The organism is Candidatus Accumulibacter cognatus, assembly GCF_000584975.1.
Taxonomy (GTDB): domain Bacteria; phylum Pseudomonadota; class Gammaproteobacteria; order Burkholderiales; family Rhodocyclaceae; genus Accumulibacter; species Accumulibacter cognatus.
In genome coordinates, this window is the sequence record NZ_JDST02000066.1 from 1 (window position 1) to 19,074 (window position 19,074).

Genomic DNA, 19,074 nt, shown 5'->3' on the forward strand with positions numbered 1-19,074 from the left:
CCGAAACGCATAAAGAGCCATCGACAAATGTACGGTCAGAAGCAGGAAAAAATGCTGATTACATATTTCTTCCCGTGGTGGGGTGAGTCATCCAGACCGACCACGACGGGCGCGAAAATTCAAAAATTCACAGCCTCTGAGGCCTGAGGTTTGGGTGGTGGAACCGCCTGACGGCGTTCCACCCCACCGTTAAACCTGGCCTGGAAAGCGGCGCAGCGCCTGAACGATTTCGTCGACAGTCGTTGGTCTGACCAGCCGCGCAAGTTCCCGTCCCTGCTCGATAAAGATCAGCGTCGGCCACAGTTTGACCCGAAACGAACGACCCAGGCGGCGCCCCGGACCATCCTCGATCTTGACATGCGGCAAGTTCGGGTAGGCCGCCAATGCAGCTTCAAGCAGGGGCTGCACCGCGAGACAGTAGCCGCACCACGGCGTCCCGAATTCGATCAGCGCCGGACCCGGCAGCGAATCGATCTGCGAACGCGAAGGTTCGACGGCTGCAAATTGCCGGTTCATTCTGGTCCCCTGTGCCGGTGATTCATATGGTGCCCGCATCGCGCAGGGCACCGATCTCGATGGCCGAGTAGCCGAGCCGCATGAGCATCGCGTCGGTGTGTTCGCCGAGTGCCGGTCCCAGCCATTCGGTGCTGCCCGGCGTCTCCGAGAGCTTGGGAACAATGCCCGGGATCTTGAATGGCCTGCCGTCGGGCAGGGTGGCCGATTCGATCATTTGCCGGGCCAGATACTGCGGATCGGCGACAATGTCGGCGATCGAGTAGACGCGCGAGGCTGGGACTTCGGCAGCGGTGAGGACGCCAAGCACCTCGGCTTCGTCATGCGTGCTCGTCCAGGCGTCGATGGCCGCGTAGAGTTCGCTGCGGCGGGCATCGCGACCGGCATTGTCGGCAAGTTCTGCATCGTTGGCCAGATCGTCGCGACCGATCGCTCCCATCAGGCGCTTGAAGATCGCATCGCCATTGGCACCAATCGTCACATGCCTGCCGTCGCGAGTGCGGTGGGTGTTCGAAGGAGTGATGCCGGGCATGATGTTGCCGGTACGCTCGCGAATGAAGTCGAAGACGTCGAACTCGGGCAGCAGTGATTCCATCATCGCGAACACCGCTTCGTACAGCGCGACATCGACCACCTGTCCACGGCCGCCGTTACCGTCGGTGTCACCCCGCTCCTTGTGGCGAAGGGCCATCAAGGTGCCGATCACTCCCCAGAGTGCGGCAATCGAATCGCCAATCGAAATTCCGGTCTTGACCGGAGGCCGATCGGGGAAACCGGTCACGTAACGCAGTCCGCCCATCGATTCGCCGATCGCACCGAAGCCGGGTTGCTGCGCCATCGGGCCATTCTGGCCAAAACCCGAAAGACGCAGCATTACCAGTCCGGGATTGATTGCCGACAGGGCATCCCAGCCAAGCCCGAGCTTTTCGAGTACGCCGGGGCGGAAGTTTTCGACGACGATGTCGGCCTCGGGAATGAGCTTGCGGACAATCTCACGCCCCGCCGGATGCTTGAGATTCACCGTCAGCGATTTCTTGTTGCGCGATTGCACATACCACCACAGAGAGGTACCTTCGTAGAGTTTGCGCCATTTGCGCAGGGGGTCGCCGCCGTCTGGCGATTCGATCTTGATCACCTCGGCACCGAATTCGGCGAGAATGCGTGCGGCGAAAGGGCCGGCAATCAGGCTGCCGAGTTCGATGACCGTCAGGCCGGCAAGTGGTTTGTTCGATGGGTTCATGAATCAGTCCTGGAAGAACAAAGCCCCCTTGCGGGGGCTTTGTCAATACGGCAGGGCAGTCAAGGCACTGCCTACATGCGGGCAATCATCGCGTCGCCGAACTCGGAGCAGGACACCTCGGTCGCACCATCCATCAGACGCGCAAAATCGTAGGTCACGACCTTGTCGCCAATCGCCGCTTCCATTGCCGTGATGATCAGGTCGGCGGCTTCGATCCAGCCGAGGTGACGCAGCATCATCTCGGCAGAGAGGATCAGCGAACCCGGGTTCACCTTGTCGAGGCCGGCGTATTTCGGCGCGGTGCCGTGCGTGGCTTCGAAGCAGGCATACTGGTCGGAGATGTTGGCACCCGGAGCGATGCCGATACCGCCGACCTGTGCAGCCAGTGCATCGGAAATGTAATCGCCGTTCAAGTTGGTAGTGCAGATCACGTCGTATTCCGCCGGGCGCAGGAGGATCTGCTGCAGGAAGGCATCAGCGATCGAGTCCTTGATGACAATCCCATTGGGAAGTTTGAGCCATGGTCCGCCGTCGATCTCGACCCCCCCGAACTCATTCTTGGCAAGGGCGTAGGACCAGTCACGGAAGGCCCCTTCGGTGAACTTCATGATGTTGCCCTTGTGTACGATGGTGACCGAGCGACGCTTGTTGGCGATCGCGTATTTGATCGCGGCACGCACCAGACGCTCGGTGCCCTCCTTCGAAATCGGCTTTATGCCGATGCCGGAAGTGGCCGGGAAGCGGATCTTCTTGACCCCCATCTCGTCCTGCAGGAACCTGATGACCTTGTTGCAGCCATCCGAACCGGATTCCCATTCAATGCCGGCGTAGATATCCTCGGTGTTCTCGCGGAAGATCACCATATTGGTCTTCGAGGGATCCTTGAGCGGCGAGGGAACGCCGCGGAAGTACTGGATCGGGCGGACGCACTGGTAGAGGTCGAGTTCCTGACGCAAGGCCACATTCAGCGAACGGATGCCGCCACCGACCGGAGTAGTCATCGGCCCCTTGATCGACACCGAGTATTCCTTGAGCGTGTCGAGGGTCTCGGCCGACAACCAGACGTCTGAACCGTACATCTGGGTCGATTTTTCGCCAGCGTACACTTCCATCCAGTGGATCTTCTTGACGCCGCCATAGGCCTTGGCAACTGCCGCATCGACGACCTTGATCATCACCGGCGTAATGTCGACGCCGATACCGTCGCCTTCGATGAACGGGATGATCGGGTGATCGGGGATGGCTTCCCCCGGAATGATTTTCTGGCCGCCCTGCGGGATTTTGATCAGACTTGCGCTCATGCCGACTCCATATAGTGTGATTTGCTTGTGGCCGATTCGGGCGTCAACAGCGGTGTTGTGCAGCTCTCTGCAGTGACTCGGAGCCCGAAGATCGAACGATGCTGCGTACGTGGGCACGCGGGATCTGTCTGAAGCCAATTCGCCTGCGGCACCACTCGCGATTATGTCGCAAACGCAGGTGATTTGCCAACATATTCAGGGCCGGAGAAGCACCTGGCCTGCTCGCCTGCGGCGACTGGCGACGGTGTGGTGCGGCGCAGCACGGCGGGTGCTACAATCATTCCACGTCAGATCATCGGGCTCAATTCATGGACATTTCGACTGTTGCAAACGTGCTCGCCCAGCGTATTGCCGAGGCGATGATCGATGGCTTCAACCGGCACTATCGACTGATCCGTCGCTACGGTCAGCAAGCCAAGCTGCTGTTCGAAAGTGCCGACTGGAAGGGCGTCCATGATGCCGTTCGCGAACGGATTCGTTCCTACGATGACCGCGTCAGCGAGACTGCCGAGCTGCTGTGTGCCAACTTCGGTGCCGCGTCGCTGGACGATGCTACCTGGCAGCAGCTCAAACTGTTCTATATTGGACAATTGATCAACCACAAGCAGCCTGAACTTGCGGAGACCTTCTTCAATTCGGTATGTTCGAAAATCCTGCACCGCACGTATTTCAACAACGACTACATCTTCGCGAGGCCGGCGGTGTCGACGGAGTACATCCAGTCCTACCCGCCGACCTACCGGAGCTACTACCCGGTGCAGCACGGCCTGCGCCGGACGGTCAGGCAGATCATCGCCGACTTCGACTGGCAAAGGCCTTTCGAGGATCTCGACCGGGACGTCGATTACATCCTGCGTACCGCCCGGAAGCGCCTCGGCGACTGGCCGAGGGCCGAGGCCAACGCGCAGATCCAGATTCTGCATTCGGCCTTCTACCGCAACAAGGCGGCCTATCTCTTCGGCAAGGCGATCAATGGCCATGATGAATTACCCTTTGCCATCGCCGTCGTGCACAATCCGGCCGGCAAACTGGTGGTCGACACGATCCTGCTCCACGGCTGGCTGATCAGCGTCCTGTTCTCGCTATCGCGTGCCTATTTCATGGTGGATATGGAAGTGCCTTCGGGCTACGTGGCCTTCCTGCGCAGCATCATGCCGAACAAACCACCTTCCGAGATTTACACCATGCTGGGCCTGGGCAAACAGGGCAAGACGCTTTTCTTCCGCGACCTCAAGCAGCACCTCCGTCATTCCGAAGACCAGTTCATCATTGCGCCGGGGATCGCCGGCCTGGTCATGCTGGTGTTCACCTTGCCGTCGTATCCCTATGTGTTCAAGATGATCAAGGACGTCTTCGGCGCTTCGAAGGAAATGGATCGGGCAACCGTGAAACGGAAATATCTGTTGGTCAAGCAGGTGGACCGGGTCGGCCGCATGTCGGACACGCTCGAGTTCTCGCATGTGGCGCTGCCAAAGAAACGTTTCTCGGCTGAACTCCTCGAGGCACTGCGCACCCTGACACCGTCCCTGCTCGAGGAAGAGGGCGAAGACCTGGTGATCAAGCACCTCTACATCGAACGCCGCCTGACGCCACTCAATCTTTATCTGGACTCGGCGACACCGGCGCAGATCGATCACGCCGTTCTCGAATACGGTAACGCCATCAAGGAACTGGCCATTGCCAATATTTTTCCGGGCGACATGCTCTGGAAGAATTTTGGCGTGACCCGCTACAATCGCGTCGTTTTTTACGACTACGACGAGATCGAATACATGACCGACATCAACTTCCGCGTCATTCCCGAAGCGCCGTACCCGGAAATGGAGATGTCCGGAGAACCTTGGTATTCGGTCGGACGACACGATGTCTTTCCCGAGGAATTTGCCGGTTTTCTGCTCGGTTCGCCGAAGGTGCGCTCGGCTTTTCTCAAGTACCATCGTGCGCTGCTGGATGTGAAGTTCTGGAAGAGCGCGCAAGACAAGATCCGTGCCGGTCATCTCGAGGATTTTTTTCCCTATCCCGAAGATCTGCGGTTTTGTAATGCTTTTGCTGCGGGCTGAGGCGTGCATGCGCCTTCCGCTATAATCATCGTTATTTGATCAGGAATTCCGGCATGGGCAATCGACTTTCCAAAATTGTGACTCGCACCGGTGACGCCGGCACCACCGGTCTCGGCGATGGCAGCCGGGTGACTAAGGACAGCTTGCGCATCGAGACCATGGGACAGGTCGACGAACTCAACTCGATGATCGGGCTGTTGCTGACCGAAGAGATGCCGGATGACATCCGGCAGGCCATGCTGCGCGTCCAGCATGACCTCTTTGATCTCGGGGGCGAATTGTGCATGCCGGGGATGAACGTCATCGGCGAGGCCCATATTGGTCGACTCGAAGATCTCGTCGAGCAGTTCAATGCCGATCTATCGCCGCTCAAGGAATTCATCCTGCCCGGGGGGACCCGCGCCGCTGCCGTTGCGCATCTTGCGCGTACCGTCTGCCGCCGCGCCGAGCGTTGCATCGTGCGTCTGGCGGATACCGAACCGGTTTCCGATTTTGCACGCAAGTATCTCAATCGCCTCTCGGACCTAATGTTTATCCTGGGCCGCGCCCTCAACAAGGTTAGCGGGCGGCAAGACGTATTGTGGGTACAGGCCAGGAACCGCGACAGCGACTGAGCGCGCGCATGCTGGCAGGCGAATGCCAACCCAGGCAAGACATCTTTCACGGAGGATCAGCATGGCGATCGGCATTACGGTCATTACCACGACCAACCAAGTGCGGCGCTTTTTCCAGACCGACGCGACCGCTTTCGAGCAGATTTTTTCAAGCCTCCAGCGCAGCGCACAGCTCTTCTCCGGCACTCCGCTGATCATTGGCTCGGCGGATCAGACCGAAGTGTTTGCCGCGGCGGCGATCGCCTGCCTAGAGATCGAAACGACTCACGATCTCAGCGGCTACCTGCCGAGCCCTGGCAACCTGACCCTGACGGCACTGACGGCCAAGCAGTACGCCGAACCGTTCGCAGGCCATCTCGAAGGAGAGCAGTTCACGCGGCGGATAGCGTTTTTCTTTACGGGCGGCCATGTCTTGTGTACCCTCGCCGAAGGCATCCGCAAGCCGGCGCTTGCCGAGCGCCTGATGAGCCTGACCAGTCTCTTTGAGCGTCCGATGATCACCTATCGCTTGGCGCACGGCGGCGTTGGCCTGATGAATCCACATGCCATGACCCGCTTCGTGATCACTCCCGGCGTACCCGACTTGCCGCGCGACGCCTGGCTTGCCGACACTGCGTAGGCCCCGACTGGCAGGGGGGAGGAGCCGCCCTGTTGACCAAGCTGAAATGGGCCAGCCCATTCCCGCTTTTTGACGGCTCTCTTCAGGATGATGCACAGATCCGATGGCTCGGCATGGCTGGTCATGCACTGTTACGATGGCACTTTGATGCTTGCGCTATACTTCGGCGCGGATTTTCGTATGCCAAAGGAAAAGCATAGAGCATGAGCGAACGCGAAATTGACCAGAAACTGGTCGAGAGCGCCCAGGGCGGTGACAAACACGCGTTCGACGCGCTGGTCGTAAAATACCAGCGTAAGGTGGCGCGCCTGTTGTCTCGTTTTCTTTATGATCACGCCGAGATCGAGGACGTGACTCAGGAGGCATTCATCAAGGCTTATCGGGCGTTGCCCTTGTTTCGCGGGGACAGTGCGTTTTACACCTGGTTGTACCGGATTGCCATCAACGCGGCCAAAAATCATCTCGTTGCACAGGGGCGCCGCGCTCCGACTTCGACCGAATTTGACGCTGAAGAAGCCGAAGGCTTCGAGGATGCCACTCAGTTGCAGGACATCAACACGCCGGAGAGCCTACTGCAATCCAAGCAGACGGGTGCTACGATCAACGCGGCAATGGACGCACTCCCCGATGAGTTGCGTCATGCGATTGTCCTGCGCGAGATCGATGGCCTGAGTTATGAGGAAATTGCCGAGGCCATGAGTTGTCCGATTGGCACGGTGCGTTCGCGGATTTTTCGTGCCCGCGAGGCGGTCGCCGAAAAGTTGCGACCGCTACTTGACACCTCGCAGGATCGCAGATGGTAACCCGGTAATAATGGGCTGCTGCTAGAGAGAATGAATGATGACTGATGCCTGGGGAACAATTACCGCGGTGGATGGCCAGTACGCATACCTTCGCATGGACGAAAGCGGCTGTGGTCGCTGCAGACAGCAGGGAGGGTGTGGGGGCAACCATCTAGGCCCGTTGTGGTGTGGCCCGCCACGCACTTTCCGGGTGCTGAATCCCGATCATTGTGACGTCGGTGCGCACGTTCAGGTGACTGTGGCCGAGGGCTCGCTGGGCCGCAGTGCGCTGTATGCCTATACATTTCCCTTGCTGGCGCTGTTTGCCGGTGCGCTGTCGGGATCGGCCTGTGGCGGCGAGGCGGGGGCGATCGGCGGTGCCATGGGCGGTTTGCTGGTCGGCTGGCTGGGCCTGCGGCGAGCGCAGCGGCAGAGCCAGCACGACCCCCGTTTGCAGATCTCGATCCGATCTTGATTTGGCGCCCTGCACCCGCATCTTGTTGGTCATTCAGACGTTCAGGAGGCTATTGCTGACATGAAACAGTTGCTTGTGGCTTTCTTTTTGACAGTATCCTCGGTACTGGCACAAGCCGACAGTCGAGGATTGCCTGACTTCACCGAGCTTGTCGAGAAGCAGGGGCCGGCGGTCGTCAATATCAGTACAACCCAGTCGGTGCGGAGCAGTGGGCGGAATGCACAGCCGTTCCCCTTCGACGAAAGCGATCCGATGTATGAGTTCTTCCGGCGCTTCATTCCTCGCCAGCCGGGAATTCCTGGCGTCCCCCGCGACTACGAAAGCAGATCCCTCGGTTCCGGATTCGTTATCAGTACCGACGGTTATCTGCTGACCAATGCGCATGTCGTGGACTCGGCTGACGAAATTCTCGTTCGACTGACCGACAAGCGTGAGTTCAAGGCACGAGTCATCGGCACGGACAAGCGCACCGACGTGGCGCTGATCAAGATCGAAGCGACCGGTTTGCCGACCGTTCGTCTGGGTGACCCGGGTGGACTCAAGGTCGGTGAATGGGTGATTGCGATCGGTTCGCCGTTCGGTTTCGAAAACAGTGTGACGGCCGGCATTGTCAGCGCCAAGGGCCGCTCCTTGCCGCAGGAGAACTATGTCCCCTTCATCCAGACCGATACGGCGGTCAATCCTGGCAACTCAGGCGGCCCCTTGTTCAACATGAAGGGTGAAGTGGTCGGCATGAACTCGCAGATTTACAGCCGCTCGGGCGGTTTCATGGGGATCTCCTTTGCCATTCCTATCGATGTGGCAATGGAGGTACAGGCGCAACTGCGCGCCAATGGCAGGGTCAGCCGCGGTCGAATCGGTGTGGTCATTCAGGAAGTGACGAAGGAACTGGCCGAGTCCTTTGGTTTGAGCAAAGCCCAAGGCGCAGCGGTCAATGCTGTCGAGAAGGGTGGTCCGGCGGAGAAGGCGGGCATTGAAGCGGGTGATGTCATCCTTAGATTCGACGGTAAGACGATTGGCAGTTCCAGCGATTTGCCACGCATCGTAGGCAGTACCAAACCGGGAAGCCGGGTCACGATTCAGATCTGGCGCAAGGGAGCGATCCGGGATGTATCGGTCGTCATCGGTGAAATTGCAGAAGAGAAGGTTGCTTCCCGTGGCAGCAGAAGTGCAAAATCACCTGATCGGACGGCCAATCGTCTCGGGTTGGTGGTTTCCGAACTGACTGCAGAGCAGAAACGCGAACTCAAGGTCAATGGCGGTTTGCTAATCGAGGATGTTCGCAACAATGCCGCGCGTGTCGATCTGCGGCCGGGGGATGTCATTCTGGCGCTGATCACGCGTGGCGAGAACATCGAAATCAAGAGCAGCGACCAGTTCAACCGTTTGCTCGCGCAGTTCGACAAGTCGGCCAACGTGACCTTGCTGGTCCGCCGCGGCGAGTTGCAGACCTTCGTCACCATCAAGGGACTGACCGAGCGTCGTGGCGAGTGATGCACACGGCGAAGCTGACCCTGGTTTCGCGTCGCTACTGCCACCTCTGTACAGAAATGGCCGTGGCGCTTGAAACATTGGCTGCCGAACTCGGCGTGGCCGTCGAGGTTGTCGACGTCGACGCCGACGCGGCTCTCGAAGCGCTCTACGACGAACTCGTCCCGGTCCTCCTGCATGAAGGCCGTGAACTTTGTCATTACTTTCTCGATACCAGCAAAGTCCGTGATTATTTGAGCGAAATCCGCTAGAATCCGCGCCTTCAGGCAGTTCGACCAAGGGTGCCCGCCGCCGGCACCCTTTCTTTTCAGGGGCGGCTCGGTCGCGATAGAGCCCACACCATGTCCATGCAACTGATCCGCAATTTTTCCATCATCGCGCATATCGATCACGGAAAGTCAACACTCGCCGACCGCATCATTCATCTTTGCGGTGGTCTTTCCGATCGCGAGATGGAAGCACAGGTACTCGACTCGATGGATATCGAGCGCGAGCGCGGCATCACCATCAAGGCGCAGACCGCGGCACTACAGTACCGGGCGCGCAGCGGCAAAGTCTACAACCTGAACCTGATCGACACGCCGGGTCACGTCGATTTTTCGTACGAGGTCTCACGTTCGCTTTCCGCCTGTGAGGGAGCTCTGCTGGTGGTCGATGCTTCGCAGGGAGTCGAGGCGCAGACCGTCGCCAACTGCTATACGGCGATCGAACTCGGTGTCGATGTCGTGCCCGTACTGAACAAGATCGATCTGCCGTCGGCGATGCCTGACCATGCTCGCCAGGAGATCGAGGACGTCATCGGCCTCGATGCTTCCGAGGCGATCCTCGCTTCGGCCAAGACCGGTCTGGGCGTCGAGGACATCCTGGAAGCGATCATCGAGCGCATTCCCGCTCCGACGGGCGATCCTGATGCGCCGCTCAAGGCCCTGCTGGTGGATGCCTGGTTCGACAATTATGTCGGGGTGGTCATGCTGGTGCGAGTCTTCGATGGCACACTCAGGCCCAAGGACAGGATTCGTCTGATGGCTGCCGGCTCGACTCACCTCTGTGAACAGGTTGGCGTGTTCACTCCCAAGGCGCTGCAACGCGATGCGCTGCGTGCCGGCGATGTCGGTTACGTCATCTCGGGAATCAAGGAACTGCAGGCGGCCCAGGTCGGCGATACCCTGACGCTGCACGAGCGACCGGCGAGTACGGCACTGCCCGGATTCAAGGAGATCAAGTCGCAGGTCTTCGCCGGGCTTTATCCGGTCGAGTCGAATCAGTACGACTCGCTGCGCGAATCGCTGGAAAAGCTGAAGCTCAACGACGCGTCGCTGCGCTACGAACCCGAGGTCTCGCAAGCGCTCGGGTTCGGTTTTCGCTGCGGTTTCCTCGGGCTGTTGCACATGGAGATCGTCCAGGAGCGTCTCGAACGCGAGTTCGATCAGGACCTGATCACCACCGCGCCAACCGTCGTTTATGAGGTCCTGCTGCGGGATGGCAACCTGGTCAATGTCGAAAACCCGGCCAAGCTGCCCGAACTATCGAAGATCGAGGAGATTCGCGAACCGATCATCACCACCACGATATTCGTTCCGCAGGAATATCTGGGCAACGTCATTACGCTGTGTAATCAGAAGCGTGGCAACCAGGTCGACATGAACTATCACGGCCGGCAGGTGCAACTGGTTTACGAAATGCCGATGGCCGAAGTGGTGATGGATTTCTTCGATCGCCTGAAATCCGTTTCACGCGGCTACGCCTCTCTCGATTACGAATTCAAGGAATATCGGGCGGCCGACGTGATCAAGCTCGACGTGCTGATCAACGGCGAACGTGTCGATGCCCTGTCGGTGATCCTGCATCGTGTCAACTCGGTCTATCGTGGCCGCGAACTGGCCGCCAAGATGCGCGAACTGATTCCGCGTCAGATGTACGACGTCGCCATTCAAGCGGCCATCGGCACCAACATCATTGCCCGCGAAAATGTCAAGGCAATGCGCAAGGACGTCCTGGCCAAGTGTTACGGTGGCGACATTTCGCGCAAGAAGAAGCTGCTCGAAAAGCAGAAGGCCGGCAAGAAGCGCATGAAACAGGTCGGCTCGGTCGAGATTCCCCAGGAGGCTTTCCTTGCTGTGTTGCGTGTCGGCAAGTAAAGGAGTAATCGAGTGAATTTTGCGTTGATTCTGTTTGTCCTGTTGCTGATCAGTGGCGCGATCTGGGCAGTCGATGCCTGTTTTCTGCGCAAGCGCCGCCCGGCCGGTGCCAAGGATCCTTGGTGGGTCGAGTACGGGGCGAGTTTCTTCCCGGTGATCCTGGTGGTTTTCGTTCTGCGTTCGTTTCTCGTCGAACCGTTCAAGATTCCCTCGGGATCAATGATCCCGACCTTGCAGGTCGGGGATTTCATTCTGGTCAACAAATACACCTATGGCATTCGCTTGCCGGTACTCAACCGCAAGATCATCGACATCAACAGCCCGCAACGCGGGGACGTGATGGTCTTTCGTTATCCCGAGGATCCTTCTCTCGACTATATCAAACGGGTGATCGGCGTGCCGGGTGACAGCATCGCTTATTTGAACAAGAAACTGACGATCAACGGTCAGCCGGTGCCGACCACGCGGATCGACGATTATCTGCACTCGGAGCGTCTTTACTATTCGCGGCAGTTCATCGAGAGGCTGGACTCAGCACAGCATCAAACCCTCAACGATGAAGATGCTCCGCCGTATATTCAAGGTCCGGTACAGTTTCCCAACCGTCAGGATTGTTCCTACAATGCAGCAGGGGTAATCTGCAAGGTACCGCCGGGTCAGTACTTCGTGATGGGCGACAATCGCGACAACAGCCGCGATAGCCGTTATTGGGGTTTCGTTCCGGAACAAAACATCGTTGGGAAGGCGTTTTTCATCTGGTTGAATTTCAGTGATCTGAAACGGATCGGCTCATTCAGGTAAGGAGCGGTGGCTATGAATCGTCAGCGTGGTGTGGCCCTTTCGGGCCTGATTGTCTGGGGTGTCCTGATTAGTTTGGTAGCCGTTCTCGTGATCCGGGTCATTCCCGATGTCATGGAATATTTCAAGATCCGGCATGCGCTCAAGGCGGTGGCTGAAGAATCCAACGGCAGGACGGTGCCCGAGATCCGGCAGGCTTTTGGGAAATATCTGGAAATAGAGCACATCAAGACGATCAGCCCGGCTGATCTCGATATCTTCAAGGAGGACAACCGGCTAATCATTGCATTTGCTTACGAGAGGCGGATTCCGCTAGTCGCCAATGTCAGCCTGTTAATCGATTTTCGGGGTTCGTCATCCGGCCGCGGTTTCTAGCAATGACCGTTTCCCGTCTCGAGCAGGCGCTCGGGCATACCTTCCAGAATCGTGATCTGCTGCAACTGGCGCTGACGCATCGCAGCTTCACCTCGCCCCACAATGAGCGACTCGAGTTTCTTGGCGATGCGATTCTCAATGCCGTCATCGCGCGATGCCTGTTCGAACGTTTTCCCCTGCTTCCCGAAGGCGATCTCTCACGACTGAGAGCCAGTCTGGTACGTCAGGACAGCCTGCACCAGCTTGCTGTGGATCTATCGCTGGGAGAATGCTTACGTCTTGGTGAGGGCGAGCAGAAGAGTGGCGGACAGCAACGACCCTCCATTCTGGCCGATGCCCTCGAAGCGCTGTTTGGCGCGCTGTGGCTGGATGCCGGTTTTGATCTTGCTAGCCAGGTGATCGTCCATGTCTATGCCGGAGTCCTGAAACGCCTGACTTCCGGACAGGGGATCAAGGATGCCAAGACGCGCTTGCAGGAGTATCTCCAGGGCATCCGACTGGCCTTGCCGCAGTATTCACTGGCAGGTGCCGAAGGCGAGGCGCATGCCCAACAGTTCAGGGTGGTCTGTGTGATCGAGTCCCTGCAAATCCGGACCGAAGGCCGCGGTGGCAGTCGCCGGGCGGCTGAACAGATGGCCGCCGAACGTGCGCTGGAAAGACTGGAAAGCGCTCATGACCATTCCCGTCTGCAACGATCATGAAAACCATGAATGAAACCCGTAGTGGGCAGATCGCCATTGTCGGCCGCCCAAACGTCGGCAAGTCAACCCTGCTTAACCACCTGATTGGCGAGAAACTCAGCATCGTCTCGCGGCGGGCACAGACCACCCGTCACCGCATCCTGGGCATTCTCACCAGACCGGATGCACAGTACGTTTTTGTCGATACGCCGGGTTTCCAGACGCGCTATGGCAATGCGCTGAACCGGGCGATGAATCGCGATGTTCGACAGGCGCTGGCCGAAGTCGACGTTGTCCTGTTTGTTGTCGAGGCCGGGCGCTTTGACGATCGCGACCGGGTGGTGCGCCAGCTCATCCCGGATGACTGTCCAGTGATCATCGTGGTGAACAAGATCGACCAGTGCAAGAACAAGGAGCAACTCCTGCCGTTCCTCGCCCGCCTCGCCGGTGAAGGTCGGTTCACGGCGATCGTTCCGGTCAGCGCGATGCGCGGCGTACAGACTGAAGCCCTGCTCAGCGAGACGCGCAAGCTTTTGCCGAACACCGAGTGGCTGTATGGCGAGGATGAAATGACCGACCGCAGTGAAAGATTTCTGGCCGCCGAGTACATTCGCGAAAAACTCTTTCGCCTGATCGGCGACGAGCTGCCCTATGTTGCTGCCGTCGAGATCGAAAAGTTCGTTGTCGACGGGGCATTGCGGCGTATCAGCGCCGCCATTCTGGTCGATCGCGAGGGGCACAAGCCGATCATCATCGGCAGCGGCGGCGCAATCATCAAACGCATTGCCTCCGAGGCACGCCAGGACATGCAGCGGATGTTCGATGGTCAGGTGTTTCTCGAAGTCTTTGTCAAGGTCAAGTCAGGCTGGGCCGACGATGAGCGAATGCTCAAGACCCTTGGCTACGACTAGATCGCGTACTCGAGAACGAGTCGGGAAGTGACGCAGCGACCCAAGGTCGATGCCCAGCCGGCTTTCGTCCTGCACGCCTATCCTTACAGCGAGACCAGCCTGATCGTCGACGTCTTTTCGCGCGACCATGGTCGTGTAGCGCTCATGGCGCGCGGCGCGCGCCGGCCACGTTCGGTCCTGCGCGGTCTCCTGCAAGCGTTTCAGCCACTCGAACTTGGCTGGGCAGGTCGCGGTGAGGTGCAAACGCTGATCAAGGCCGAGTGGCAGGGCGGGCAACCGCTGCTGGCAGGCAAGGCGCTGTTCTGCGGCTACTACCTGAACGAGCTGTTGATGCACCTGCTGCCGCGCGAGGACGCGCATGCCCGACTTTTTGCGGTCTATGCCGAAACCTTGCGGCGTTTCGCCGATGGCGCTCAGGAGTCCGATCTGCGCTGTTTCGAGCGGGCGCTGCTGCAGGAACTCGGATACGGCCTGACGCTTGAAACCGATGCCGCGGGTGTCGCTATCGACATCCATGCAGACTACGCTTACGAGATCGAGCGAGGTCCGGTGCGACTGCCGGCACCTGGTGGCTCGGTGCCGGCGGTCAGCGGCCGGACGCTGCTTGACCTGGCGCGCGAGGATCTCTCCGATCCGCGCTCGCTGGCCGAAGCCAAGCAACTGATGCGCACCTTGATCAACCATTATACCGATGGCAAAAGTCTCGCCAGCCGCAGGATTTTTAGGGAGCTACACGAACTATGATCGAACTTGGCGTCAACATCGACCATGTGGCGACGATCCGGCAGGCGCGCTGCACCTACGAGCCCGACCCGGTCTGGGCGGCCGTCGAAGCGCATCTCGGCGGCGCCGATGGCATCACCATCCACCTGCGCGAGGACCGGCGACACATCCAGGATGCCGACGTCGAGAAACTGCGCGACCTGGCACAGATCAAGCTCAACCTCGAAATGGCAGCGACCGACGAGATGATCGCGATTGCCTGCCGGATCAAGCCACAAATGGCCATGCTGGTGCCCGAGGGCCGCCATGAAGTGACCACCGAAGGCGGGCTCGATATCGCCGCCCAAGAAGCCCGGCTCACCGATTCGGTGGCCCGACTCCGCGATGCAGGCATCGTCAGCAGCGTGTTCATCGATGCCGACCCGGCACAGGTGGAAGCCGCGGCACGCATTGGCGCGCGCGTCTGCGAAATGCACACCGGTCCGTATGCACACGCCTTCTATACGCAGGGACGCGATGCCGAAAGTCCGGCCGTGCTCGCCGAACTCAAAAAAATTCGCATCGCCGGAGACCTGGCACGACGACTCGGAATGCGATTCAACGCCGGCCATGCGCTCAACTACTTCAACGTGCAACCGGTCGCCCAACTCGCCGGCATCCGCGAACTGCATATCGGGCATGCGATCATCAGCCGTGCCATCTTCATCGGCCTGCGTGAGGCGGTAAGGGAAATGAAGCGCCTGCTGCGAGAGGCGCAAGCTTGCTCGCTGGCACGGCCTTTATAGTCATGATCGCAGGCATTGGTACCGATATCGTCGCCGTGGCTCGCCTTGGCAAGCTGTACGAGCGGCACGGTCAGCGCGCCCTGGTGAAACTCCTGTCGCCGAGGGAACATGCCGAGTTTGCTGGCGTTCGCGATCCGGCCAGGTTTCTTGCCAAGCGTTTTGCCGCCAAGGAAGCTTTTGGCAAAGCGCTTGGTATCGGCTTGGTCGCGCCCGCCACACTGCCAAGCATCGGCATTGACCACGATTCGCTGGGCCGACCGTTGTTCGAATACGCGGCGCCACTCGCCGCCCACCTTGCGCAGCGCAGGCTCGTCGCGCACCTGACCATCAGTGACGAGCACGACTTCGCGGTCGCTTTTGTGATCATGGAGCAGCAATGAATACCCGACTCCCGCTTGGCCCGCTGATGATCGACATTGCTGGGCTTCAATTGTCCGCCCTTGAACAAGAGCGCTTGTGCCACCCTCTGGTCGGTGGCCTGATCCTGTTCGCACGCAATTACACCTCGCCGCAGCAACTCGAGCAACTCACGGCTGCGGTGCATGCCTTGCGCTCACCGGCACTGCCGATTGCCATCGACCATGAAGGAGGTCGGGTGCAACGCTGTCGAGACGGTTTCACCCGCTTGCCGGCGATGCGCCGTCTCGGCGAGCAATGGGACCGCGACCCAAAGGCAGCTTGGCTGGCTGCGCGCGGGATTGGCTATGTTCTCGCCGCGGAATTGCGCGCGCGCGGGGTAGACCTGTCATTCACGCCAGTACTCGATCTCGACTGGGGGCGCAGCAGCGTGATCGGCGATCGCTCGTTGCACGCCGACCCGGTTGCGGTGGTGCGGCTGGCCGGTGCGCTGATCGAAGGCCTGCACCGAGCCGGGATGGCCGCCTGCGGAAAGCACTTTCCGGGGCATGGCTGGGTCGAGGCCGATTCGCATGTCGCGCTGCCGGTCGACGAACGCGAACTCGAAGAACTGGCGCCAGACATCGAACCCTACCGCCAGCTCGAACTCGACGCGGTGATGCCGGCACATGTCATCTATCGGCGGCTGGACCCGCGTCCTGCAGGTTTCTCGCGTTTCTGGACAGGCATGCTGCGTAATCAGCTTGGCTTCAACGGCGTCATCTTCAGTGACGATCTGTCGATGGCCGGCGCCAGCGTTGCCGGCGGCATCTGCGAGCGTTGTACCGCTGCCTGGGATGCGGGCTGCGACCTGTTGCTGGTATGCAACTCGCCGGATGCGGTCGGCGAATTACTGGCGAACTGGCAACCTCCAGGCGACCCACTGCGGTCACAGCGCGTCGAGCGTCTTGTGCCGACCAACCCTGCTGTCGACTGGGCCGATCTGCAGCAGGATTGGCTATACTGGACCGGGGTAGCGACAGCCAGCAGCCTGCTGGCCTGAGCGAACGGTTTGCGATCAACGTTCTCCGCAAGGCCAGCGCAGGCTGGGCAGGCAATCGCCGGAGCGAGTGAACGATCATGATCTCGCGACCGGCGCCCGATTCTCTTATCTTTTTGTTGGGTGATGGCAAGATGCACATCCATTCTTCTTTGCATGGCTCTATCGAACACTCTGTGAACTCTGATGGCGGAGAACCCGCACTGGCCCGGCGAGGTAATCGGCGGCGCCTCAGGGTTTTCCTGATGGCATTTTTCGTGGTGCTGCTGACCGGGCTCACCTGGGATTTCCTCCGACCTGCCGAATACCGTGCCACGGCCAGGGTACAGATCAGCCCCGGAAGCATTGAACCACACCCTTCCTTGTCAGCAAGGGAGAACGCTGAACCGACGTCGCATACTGCCTCCGATCTTCTGACGCAGGTGCAGGTACTCACCAGCCGGCCCCTGCTGGCCAGGGTAAGTGAGTTGCTCGCTCAGGCGGGTTACCTGGTTGGGTCGGCAGACGAGGTCACAGAATTGCAGAAAATGATCACGGTAGTGCCAGTGAGTGGTACTGAAATCGTCGAGTTGCAGGCGACCGGTGCCCCCCCGGAACTCCTCGCGGCAGCGCTGAACACCTTGCTTGATGCCTATCGTGAAGAGTTGAAAGCTTCTTACGAAACCGCTACCGGCGTCACTCTGACACAGGCGCGTACGGAGGCAGCGCTGCTCGACCGAGCGGTGCACGAGCGCCGTGCGCGCCTGGAGGCTTTTCGCAGCCAGCATGGCGTGTGGTCATCCGAACGCGATGGCAACGAGGCCGTGGGACGTATGAAAGGACTCACCACCGCACTTGCCACGGCCAGCGAGAAGGCCGCGCTAGCCGAAGCGCATGTGCGCACCCTGCGGGAGGCCATTGCAGCCGGCAACAGCGGAAGCAGCCGGGCCAAGGATGATCCGACGCTGGCCAACATGGAGCAGCGAGCGTCAGCTCTGCGTGAGCAAATACGCGACATGGAACATACCTACACTCCCAGATTCATGAGCATCGATCCCGGTGCGAAGGCCCTGCAGGCACGCCTTAAAGAGCTGGAGCAGCAGATAGAGGGGCAGCGTTCGGCGGGTCGACAGGCATCCCTTGCTACGGCACTGGAAGAATTGGCCAGTGCACGAGACACCGTCAGCCACCTGCAGGCACAAATTAACGAGCAGCGCCGAGGCGTGCAAACGTACTCCGAACGTTTCACTCAGGCCAAGTCACTTGAAGACGACCTCGCCCAGATTGAAAAGGCCAACCGGGAAGCCCAGGAACGTCTGGTCAAACTCGAAGCCAGTGAGCGCAGCCGGTTGCCTGCACTCAATCTGGTGGAACTGGCGAGCGTTCCCCAGTCATCCTTTCGGCCACCTTATCTGAGGGATGCTGCGCTTGTTGTTGCCGCCGCTTTCGTTTGCGGATTGCTAGCCATGTGGTTCGTCGAGCTGTTCAACCGGTCGCCGCCCACGCAGGCTCCGGCAAGCACGACGGTCGTCATTCCGCAACCCTGGGCAATGCCTCACTTGCTGGAGCAGACCACCGAATCGCAGCAACTCCTGCCGGTCGCCAATTCGCACAGCACTGTCCTGTTGCCTGCCAGGTCATCGATTGCACGCGAGTTGACCCAAAGCGAGGCGAAGGCCTTGTTGACGGCGTCGGTCGGCGAGGTCCGTTTCATCATTTCGGTTCTGCTCATGGGGTTGACGCCGGAGGAGACCATTGATCTGCGCCAGGAGGATCTCGATCCCGTGGCCAACACCCTGCGAGTCAGGGGCCACGCACCACGCACGCTCACGGTCCCAGCCTGGCTGGCAGCCTGCCAGTCGCCACCGGGCAATGGCGTGCAGGCTTCCTTGGTGACGGACGCGGTCGGAGCGCCGATCACCCCGACCGAGATTGAATCGGTACTGGCCTGCGCCGCTTTCGACGCCGGACTTGCCCGCTCGGCGGAGGTCACCGCCGCGGCCCTTCGGCATACCTGCGTAGCCTGGTTGGTGCGGCAGGGCGTACGTTTCTCCGATCTTGCCTCATTGGTCGGACGTCCGAACGCTGAAGCGCTGGCCTTCTACGCCGATCTGGCACCCCAGGGGACACGTCGGACAATTTCGGAGATCGACCCGCTGATGCCCGCCTTGAGAGAGATCGCTGCCTGACCGTG

At 59.7% G+C, this 19,074-nt stretch carries 20 protein-coding genes; 17 read left to right on the forward strand and 3 right to left on the reverse strand.

The features are described 5' to 3' along the window. Nucleotides 1–189: 189 nt before the first annotated feature. The 3 genes from AW06_RS13015 to icd form a co-directional block, all read right to left on the reverse strand. Nucleotides 190–516 (reverse strand): thioredoxin family protein, encoded by a 327-nt coding sequence (locus tag AW06_RS13015; protein WP_034950794.1) that lies wholly within the window; start codon nt 514–516, stop codon nt 190–192. Between the two features lie 22 nt (nt 517–538). Beyond that, the gene (locus AW06_RS13020; protein WP_034950796.1) at nt 539–1,753 is read right to left on the reverse strand and encodes a CaiB/BaiF CoA-transferase family protein; all 1,215 of its coding nucleotides are present in this window, start codon (nt 1,751–1,753) and stop codon (nt 539–541) included. A 71-nt stretch (nt 1,754–1,824) separates the two neighbouring features. Beyond that, the gene (gene icd, locus AW06_RS13025; RefSeq protein WP_034950798.1) at nt 1,825–3,054 is read right to left on the reverse strand and encodes an NADP-dependent isocitrate dehydrogenase; all 1,230 of its coding nucleotides are present in this window, start codon (nt 3,052–3,054) and stop codon (nt 1,825–1,827) included. A 308-nt stretch (nt 3,055–3,362) separates the two neighbouring features. Here icd and aceK point away from each other — a divergent pair, with 308 nt between their 5' ends. The 17 genes from aceK to AW06_RS13110 all read left to right on the forward strand — a co-directional run bounded on the left by aceK (nt 3,363) and on the right by AW06_RS13110 (nt 19,069). After that, nucleotides 3,363–5,114 carry a bifunctional isocitrate dehydrogenase kinase/phosphatase gene (aceK, locus tag AW06_RS13030; protein ID WP_034950801.1) on the forward strand — a complete coding sequence of 584 codons (1,752 nt, stop codon included), beginning with the start codon at nt 3,363–3,365 and terminating at the stop codon, nt 5,112–5,114. Nucleotides 5,115–5,167: 53 nt separating this feature from the next. Further along, nucleotides 5,168–5,728 carry a cob(I)yrinic acid a,c-diamide adenosyltransferase gene (locus AW06_RS13035; RefSeq protein WP_034950804.1) on the forward strand — a complete coding sequence of 187 codons (561 nt, stop codon included), beginning with the start codon at nt 5,168–5,170 and terminating at the stop codon, nt 5,726–5,728. A 61-nt stretch (nt 5,729–5,789) separates the two neighbouring features. Then, nucleotides 5,790–6,347, forward strand: coding sequence for a hypothetical protein (locus AW06_RS13040; protein WP_034950807.1), 558 nt, complete (start codon nt 5,790–5,792; stop codon nt 6,345–6,347). A 203-nt stretch (nt 6,348–6,550) separates the two neighbouring features. Beyond that, nucleotides 6,551–7,150, forward strand: coding sequence for an RNA polymerase sigma factor RpoE (gene rpoE / locus AW06_RS13045; protein WP_034950810.1), 600 nt, complete (start codon nt 6,551–6,553; stop codon nt 7,148–7,150). A 34-nt stretch (nt 7,151–7,184) separates the two neighbouring features. Then, complete coding sequence (locus tag AW06_RS13050; RefSeq protein ID WP_273704664.1) at nt 7,185–7,604, forward strand: SoxR reducing system RseC family protein; 420 nt, start codon at nt 7,185–7,187, stop codon at nt 7,602–7,604. Between the two features lie 60 nt (nt 7,605–7,664). Beyond that, complete coding sequence (locus AW06_RS13055) at nt 7,665–9,098, forward strand: DegQ family serine endoprotease (protein WP_034950816.1); 1,434 nt, start codon at nt 7,665–7,667, stop codon at nt 9,096–9,098. Beyond that, nucleotides 9,098–9,346 carry a glutaredoxin family protein gene (locus tag AW06_RS13060; protein ID WP_034950819.1) on the forward strand — a complete coding sequence of 83 codons (249 nt, stop codon included), beginning with the start codon at nt 9,098–9,100 and terminating at the stop codon, nt 9,344–9,346. Before AW06_RS13055 ends, AW06_RS13060 begins: the two co-directional genes overlap by 1 nt. Before the next feature lie 96 nt (nt 9,347–9,442). Then, nucleotides 9,443–11,233, forward strand: a complete 1,791-nt coding sequence (lepA, locus tag AW06_RS13065) for a translation elongation factor 4 (protein WP_034950851.1) — start codon at nt 9,443–9,445, stop codon at nt 11,231–11,233. 12 nt (nt 11,234–11,245) lie between these two features. Beyond that, nucleotides 11,246–12,034 (forward strand): signal peptidase I, encoded by a 789-nt coding sequence (lepB, locus tag AW06_RS13070; RefSeq protein ID WP_034950821.1) that lies wholly within the window; start codon nt 11,246–11,248, stop codon nt 12,032–12,034. Nucleotides 12,035–12,046: 12 nt separating this feature from the next. Further along, complete coding sequence (locus AW06_RS13075; RefSeq protein ID WP_034950823.1) at nt 12,047–12,406, forward strand: DUF4845 domain-containing protein; 360 nt, start codon at nt 12,047–12,049, stop codon at nt 12,404–12,406. Between the two features lie 2 nt (nt 12,407–12,408). Continuing rightward, complete coding sequence (gene rnc, locus AW06_RS13080) at nt 12,409–13,107, forward strand: ribonuclease III (protein WP_034950825.1); 699 nt, start codon at nt 12,409–12,411, stop codon at nt 13,105–13,107. A 5-nt stretch (nt 13,108–13,112) separates the two neighbouring features. Then, nucleotides 13,113–13,997, forward strand: a complete 885-nt coding sequence (gene era / locus AW06_RS13085; RefSeq protein WP_273704665.1) for a GTPase Era — start codon at nt 13,113–13,115, stop codon at nt 13,995–13,997. A gap of 27 nt (nt 13,998–14,024) precedes the next feature. After that, the gene (recO, locus tag AW06_RS13090) at nt 14,025–14,741 is read left to right on the forward strand and encodes a DNA repair protein RecO (protein WP_034950830.1); all 717 of its coding nucleotides are present in this window, start codon (nt 14,025–14,027) and stop codon (nt 14,739–14,741) included. Then, nucleotides 14,738–15,505, forward strand: a complete 768-nt coding sequence (locus tag AW06_RS13095) for a pyridoxine 5'-phosphate synthase (RefSeq protein ID WP_034950833.1) — start codon at nt 14,738–14,740, stop codon at nt 15,503–15,505. The genes recO and AW06_RS13095 overlap by 4 nt, the downstream gene beginning before the upstream one ends. A 2-nt stretch (nt 15,506–15,507) precedes the next feature. Beyond that, the gene (gene acpS / locus AW06_RS13100) at nt 15,508–15,885 is read left to right on the forward strand and encodes a holo-ACP synthase (protein WP_034950836.1); all 378 of its coding nucleotides are present in this window, start codon (nt 15,508–15,510) and stop codon (nt 15,883–15,885) included. After that, nucleotides 15,882–16,904, forward strand: coding sequence for a beta-N-acetylhexosaminidase (nagZ, locus tag AW06_RS13105; protein WP_034950839.1), 1,023 nt, complete (start codon nt 15,882–15,884; stop codon nt 16,902–16,904). The genes acpS and nagZ overlap by 4 nt, the downstream gene beginning before the upstream one ends. A gap of 242 nt (nt 16,905–17,146) precedes the next feature. Then, nucleotides 17,147–19,069 carry a hypothetical protein gene (locus tag AW06_RS13110; protein ID WP_046534743.1) on the forward strand — a complete coding sequence of 641 codons (1,923 nt, stop codon included), beginning with the start codon at nt 17,147–17,149 and terminating at the stop codon, nt 19,067–19,069. Nucleotides 19,070–19,074 lie beyond the last annotated feature (5 nt).

What these genes read in the sequence shown, in the direction of transcription:
- AW06_RS13015 (WP_034950794.1), bottom strand. Translation starts at nt 516, where the DNA reads ATGAACCGGCAATTTGCAGCCGTCGAACCTTCGCGTTCGCAGATCGAT.
- AW06_RS13020 (WP_034950796.1), bottom strand. Translation starts at nt 1,753, where the DNA reads ATGAACCCATCGAACAAACCACTTGCCGGCCTGACGGTCATCGAACTC.
- icd (WP_034950798.1), bottom strand. Translation starts at nt 3,054, where the DNA reads ATGAGCGCAAGTCTGATCAAAATCCCGCAGGGCGGCCAGAAAATCATT.
- aceK (WP_034950801.1), top strand. Translation starts at nt 3,363, where the DNA reads ATGGACATTTCGACTGTTGCAAACGTGCTCGCCCAGCGTATTGCCGAG.
- AW06_RS13035 (WP_034950804.1), top strand. Translation starts at nt 5,168, where the DNA reads ATGGGCAATCGACTTTCCAAAATTGTGACTCGCACCGGTGACGCCGGC.
- AW06_RS13040 (WP_034950807.1), top strand. Translation starts at nt 5,790, where the DNA reads ATGGCGATCGGCATTACGGTCATTACCACGACCAACCAAGTGCGGCGC.
- rpoE (WP_034950810.1), top strand. Translation starts at nt 6,551, where the DNA reads ATGAGCGAACGCGAAATTGACCAGAAACTGGTCGAGAGCGCCCAGGGC.
- AW06_RS13050 (WP_273704664.1), top strand. Translation starts at nt 7,185, where the DNA reads ATGATGACTGATGCCTGGGGAACAATTACCGCGGTGGATGGCCAGTAC.
- AW06_RS13055 (WP_034950816.1), top strand. Translation starts at nt 7,665, where the DNA reads ATGAAACAGTTGCTTGTGGCTTTCTTTTTGACAGTATCCTCGGTACTG.
- AW06_RS13060 (WP_034950819.1), top strand. Translation starts at nt 9,098, where the DNA reads ATGCACACGGCGAAGCTGACCCTGGTTTCGCGTCGCTACTGCCACCTC.
- lepA (WP_034950851.1), top strand. Translation starts at nt 9,443, where the DNA reads ATGCAACTGATCCGCAATTTTTCCATCATCGCGCATATCGATCACGGA.
- AW06_RS13075 (WP_034950823.1), top strand. Translation starts at nt 12,047, where the DNA reads ATGAATCGTCAGCGTGGTGTGGCCCTTTCGGGCCTGATTGTCTGGGGT.
- rnc (WP_034950825.1), top strand. Translation starts at nt 12,409, where the DNA reads ATGACCGTTTCCCGTCTCGAGCAGGCGCTCGGGCATACCTTCCAGAAT.
- era (WP_273704665.1), top strand. Translation starts at nt 13,113, where the DNA reads ATGAATGAAACCCGTAGTGGGCAGATCGCCATTGTCGGCCGCCCAAAC.
- AW06_RS13095 (WP_034950833.1), top strand. Translation starts at nt 14,738, where the DNA reads ATGATCGAACTTGGCGTCAACATCGACCATGTGGCGACGATCCGGCAG.
- acpS (WP_034950836.1), top strand. Translation starts at nt 15,508, where the DNA reads ATGATCGCAGGCATTGGTACCGATATCGTCGCCGTGGCTCGCCTTGGC.
- nagZ (WP_034950839.1), top strand. Translation starts at nt 15,882, where the DNA reads ATGAATACCCGACTCCCGCTTGGCCCGCTGATGATCGACATTGCTGGG.
- AW06_RS13110 (WP_046534743.1), top strand. Translation starts at nt 17,147, where the DNA reads ATGGCATTTTTCGTGGTGCTGCTGACCGGGCTCACCTGGGATTTCCTC.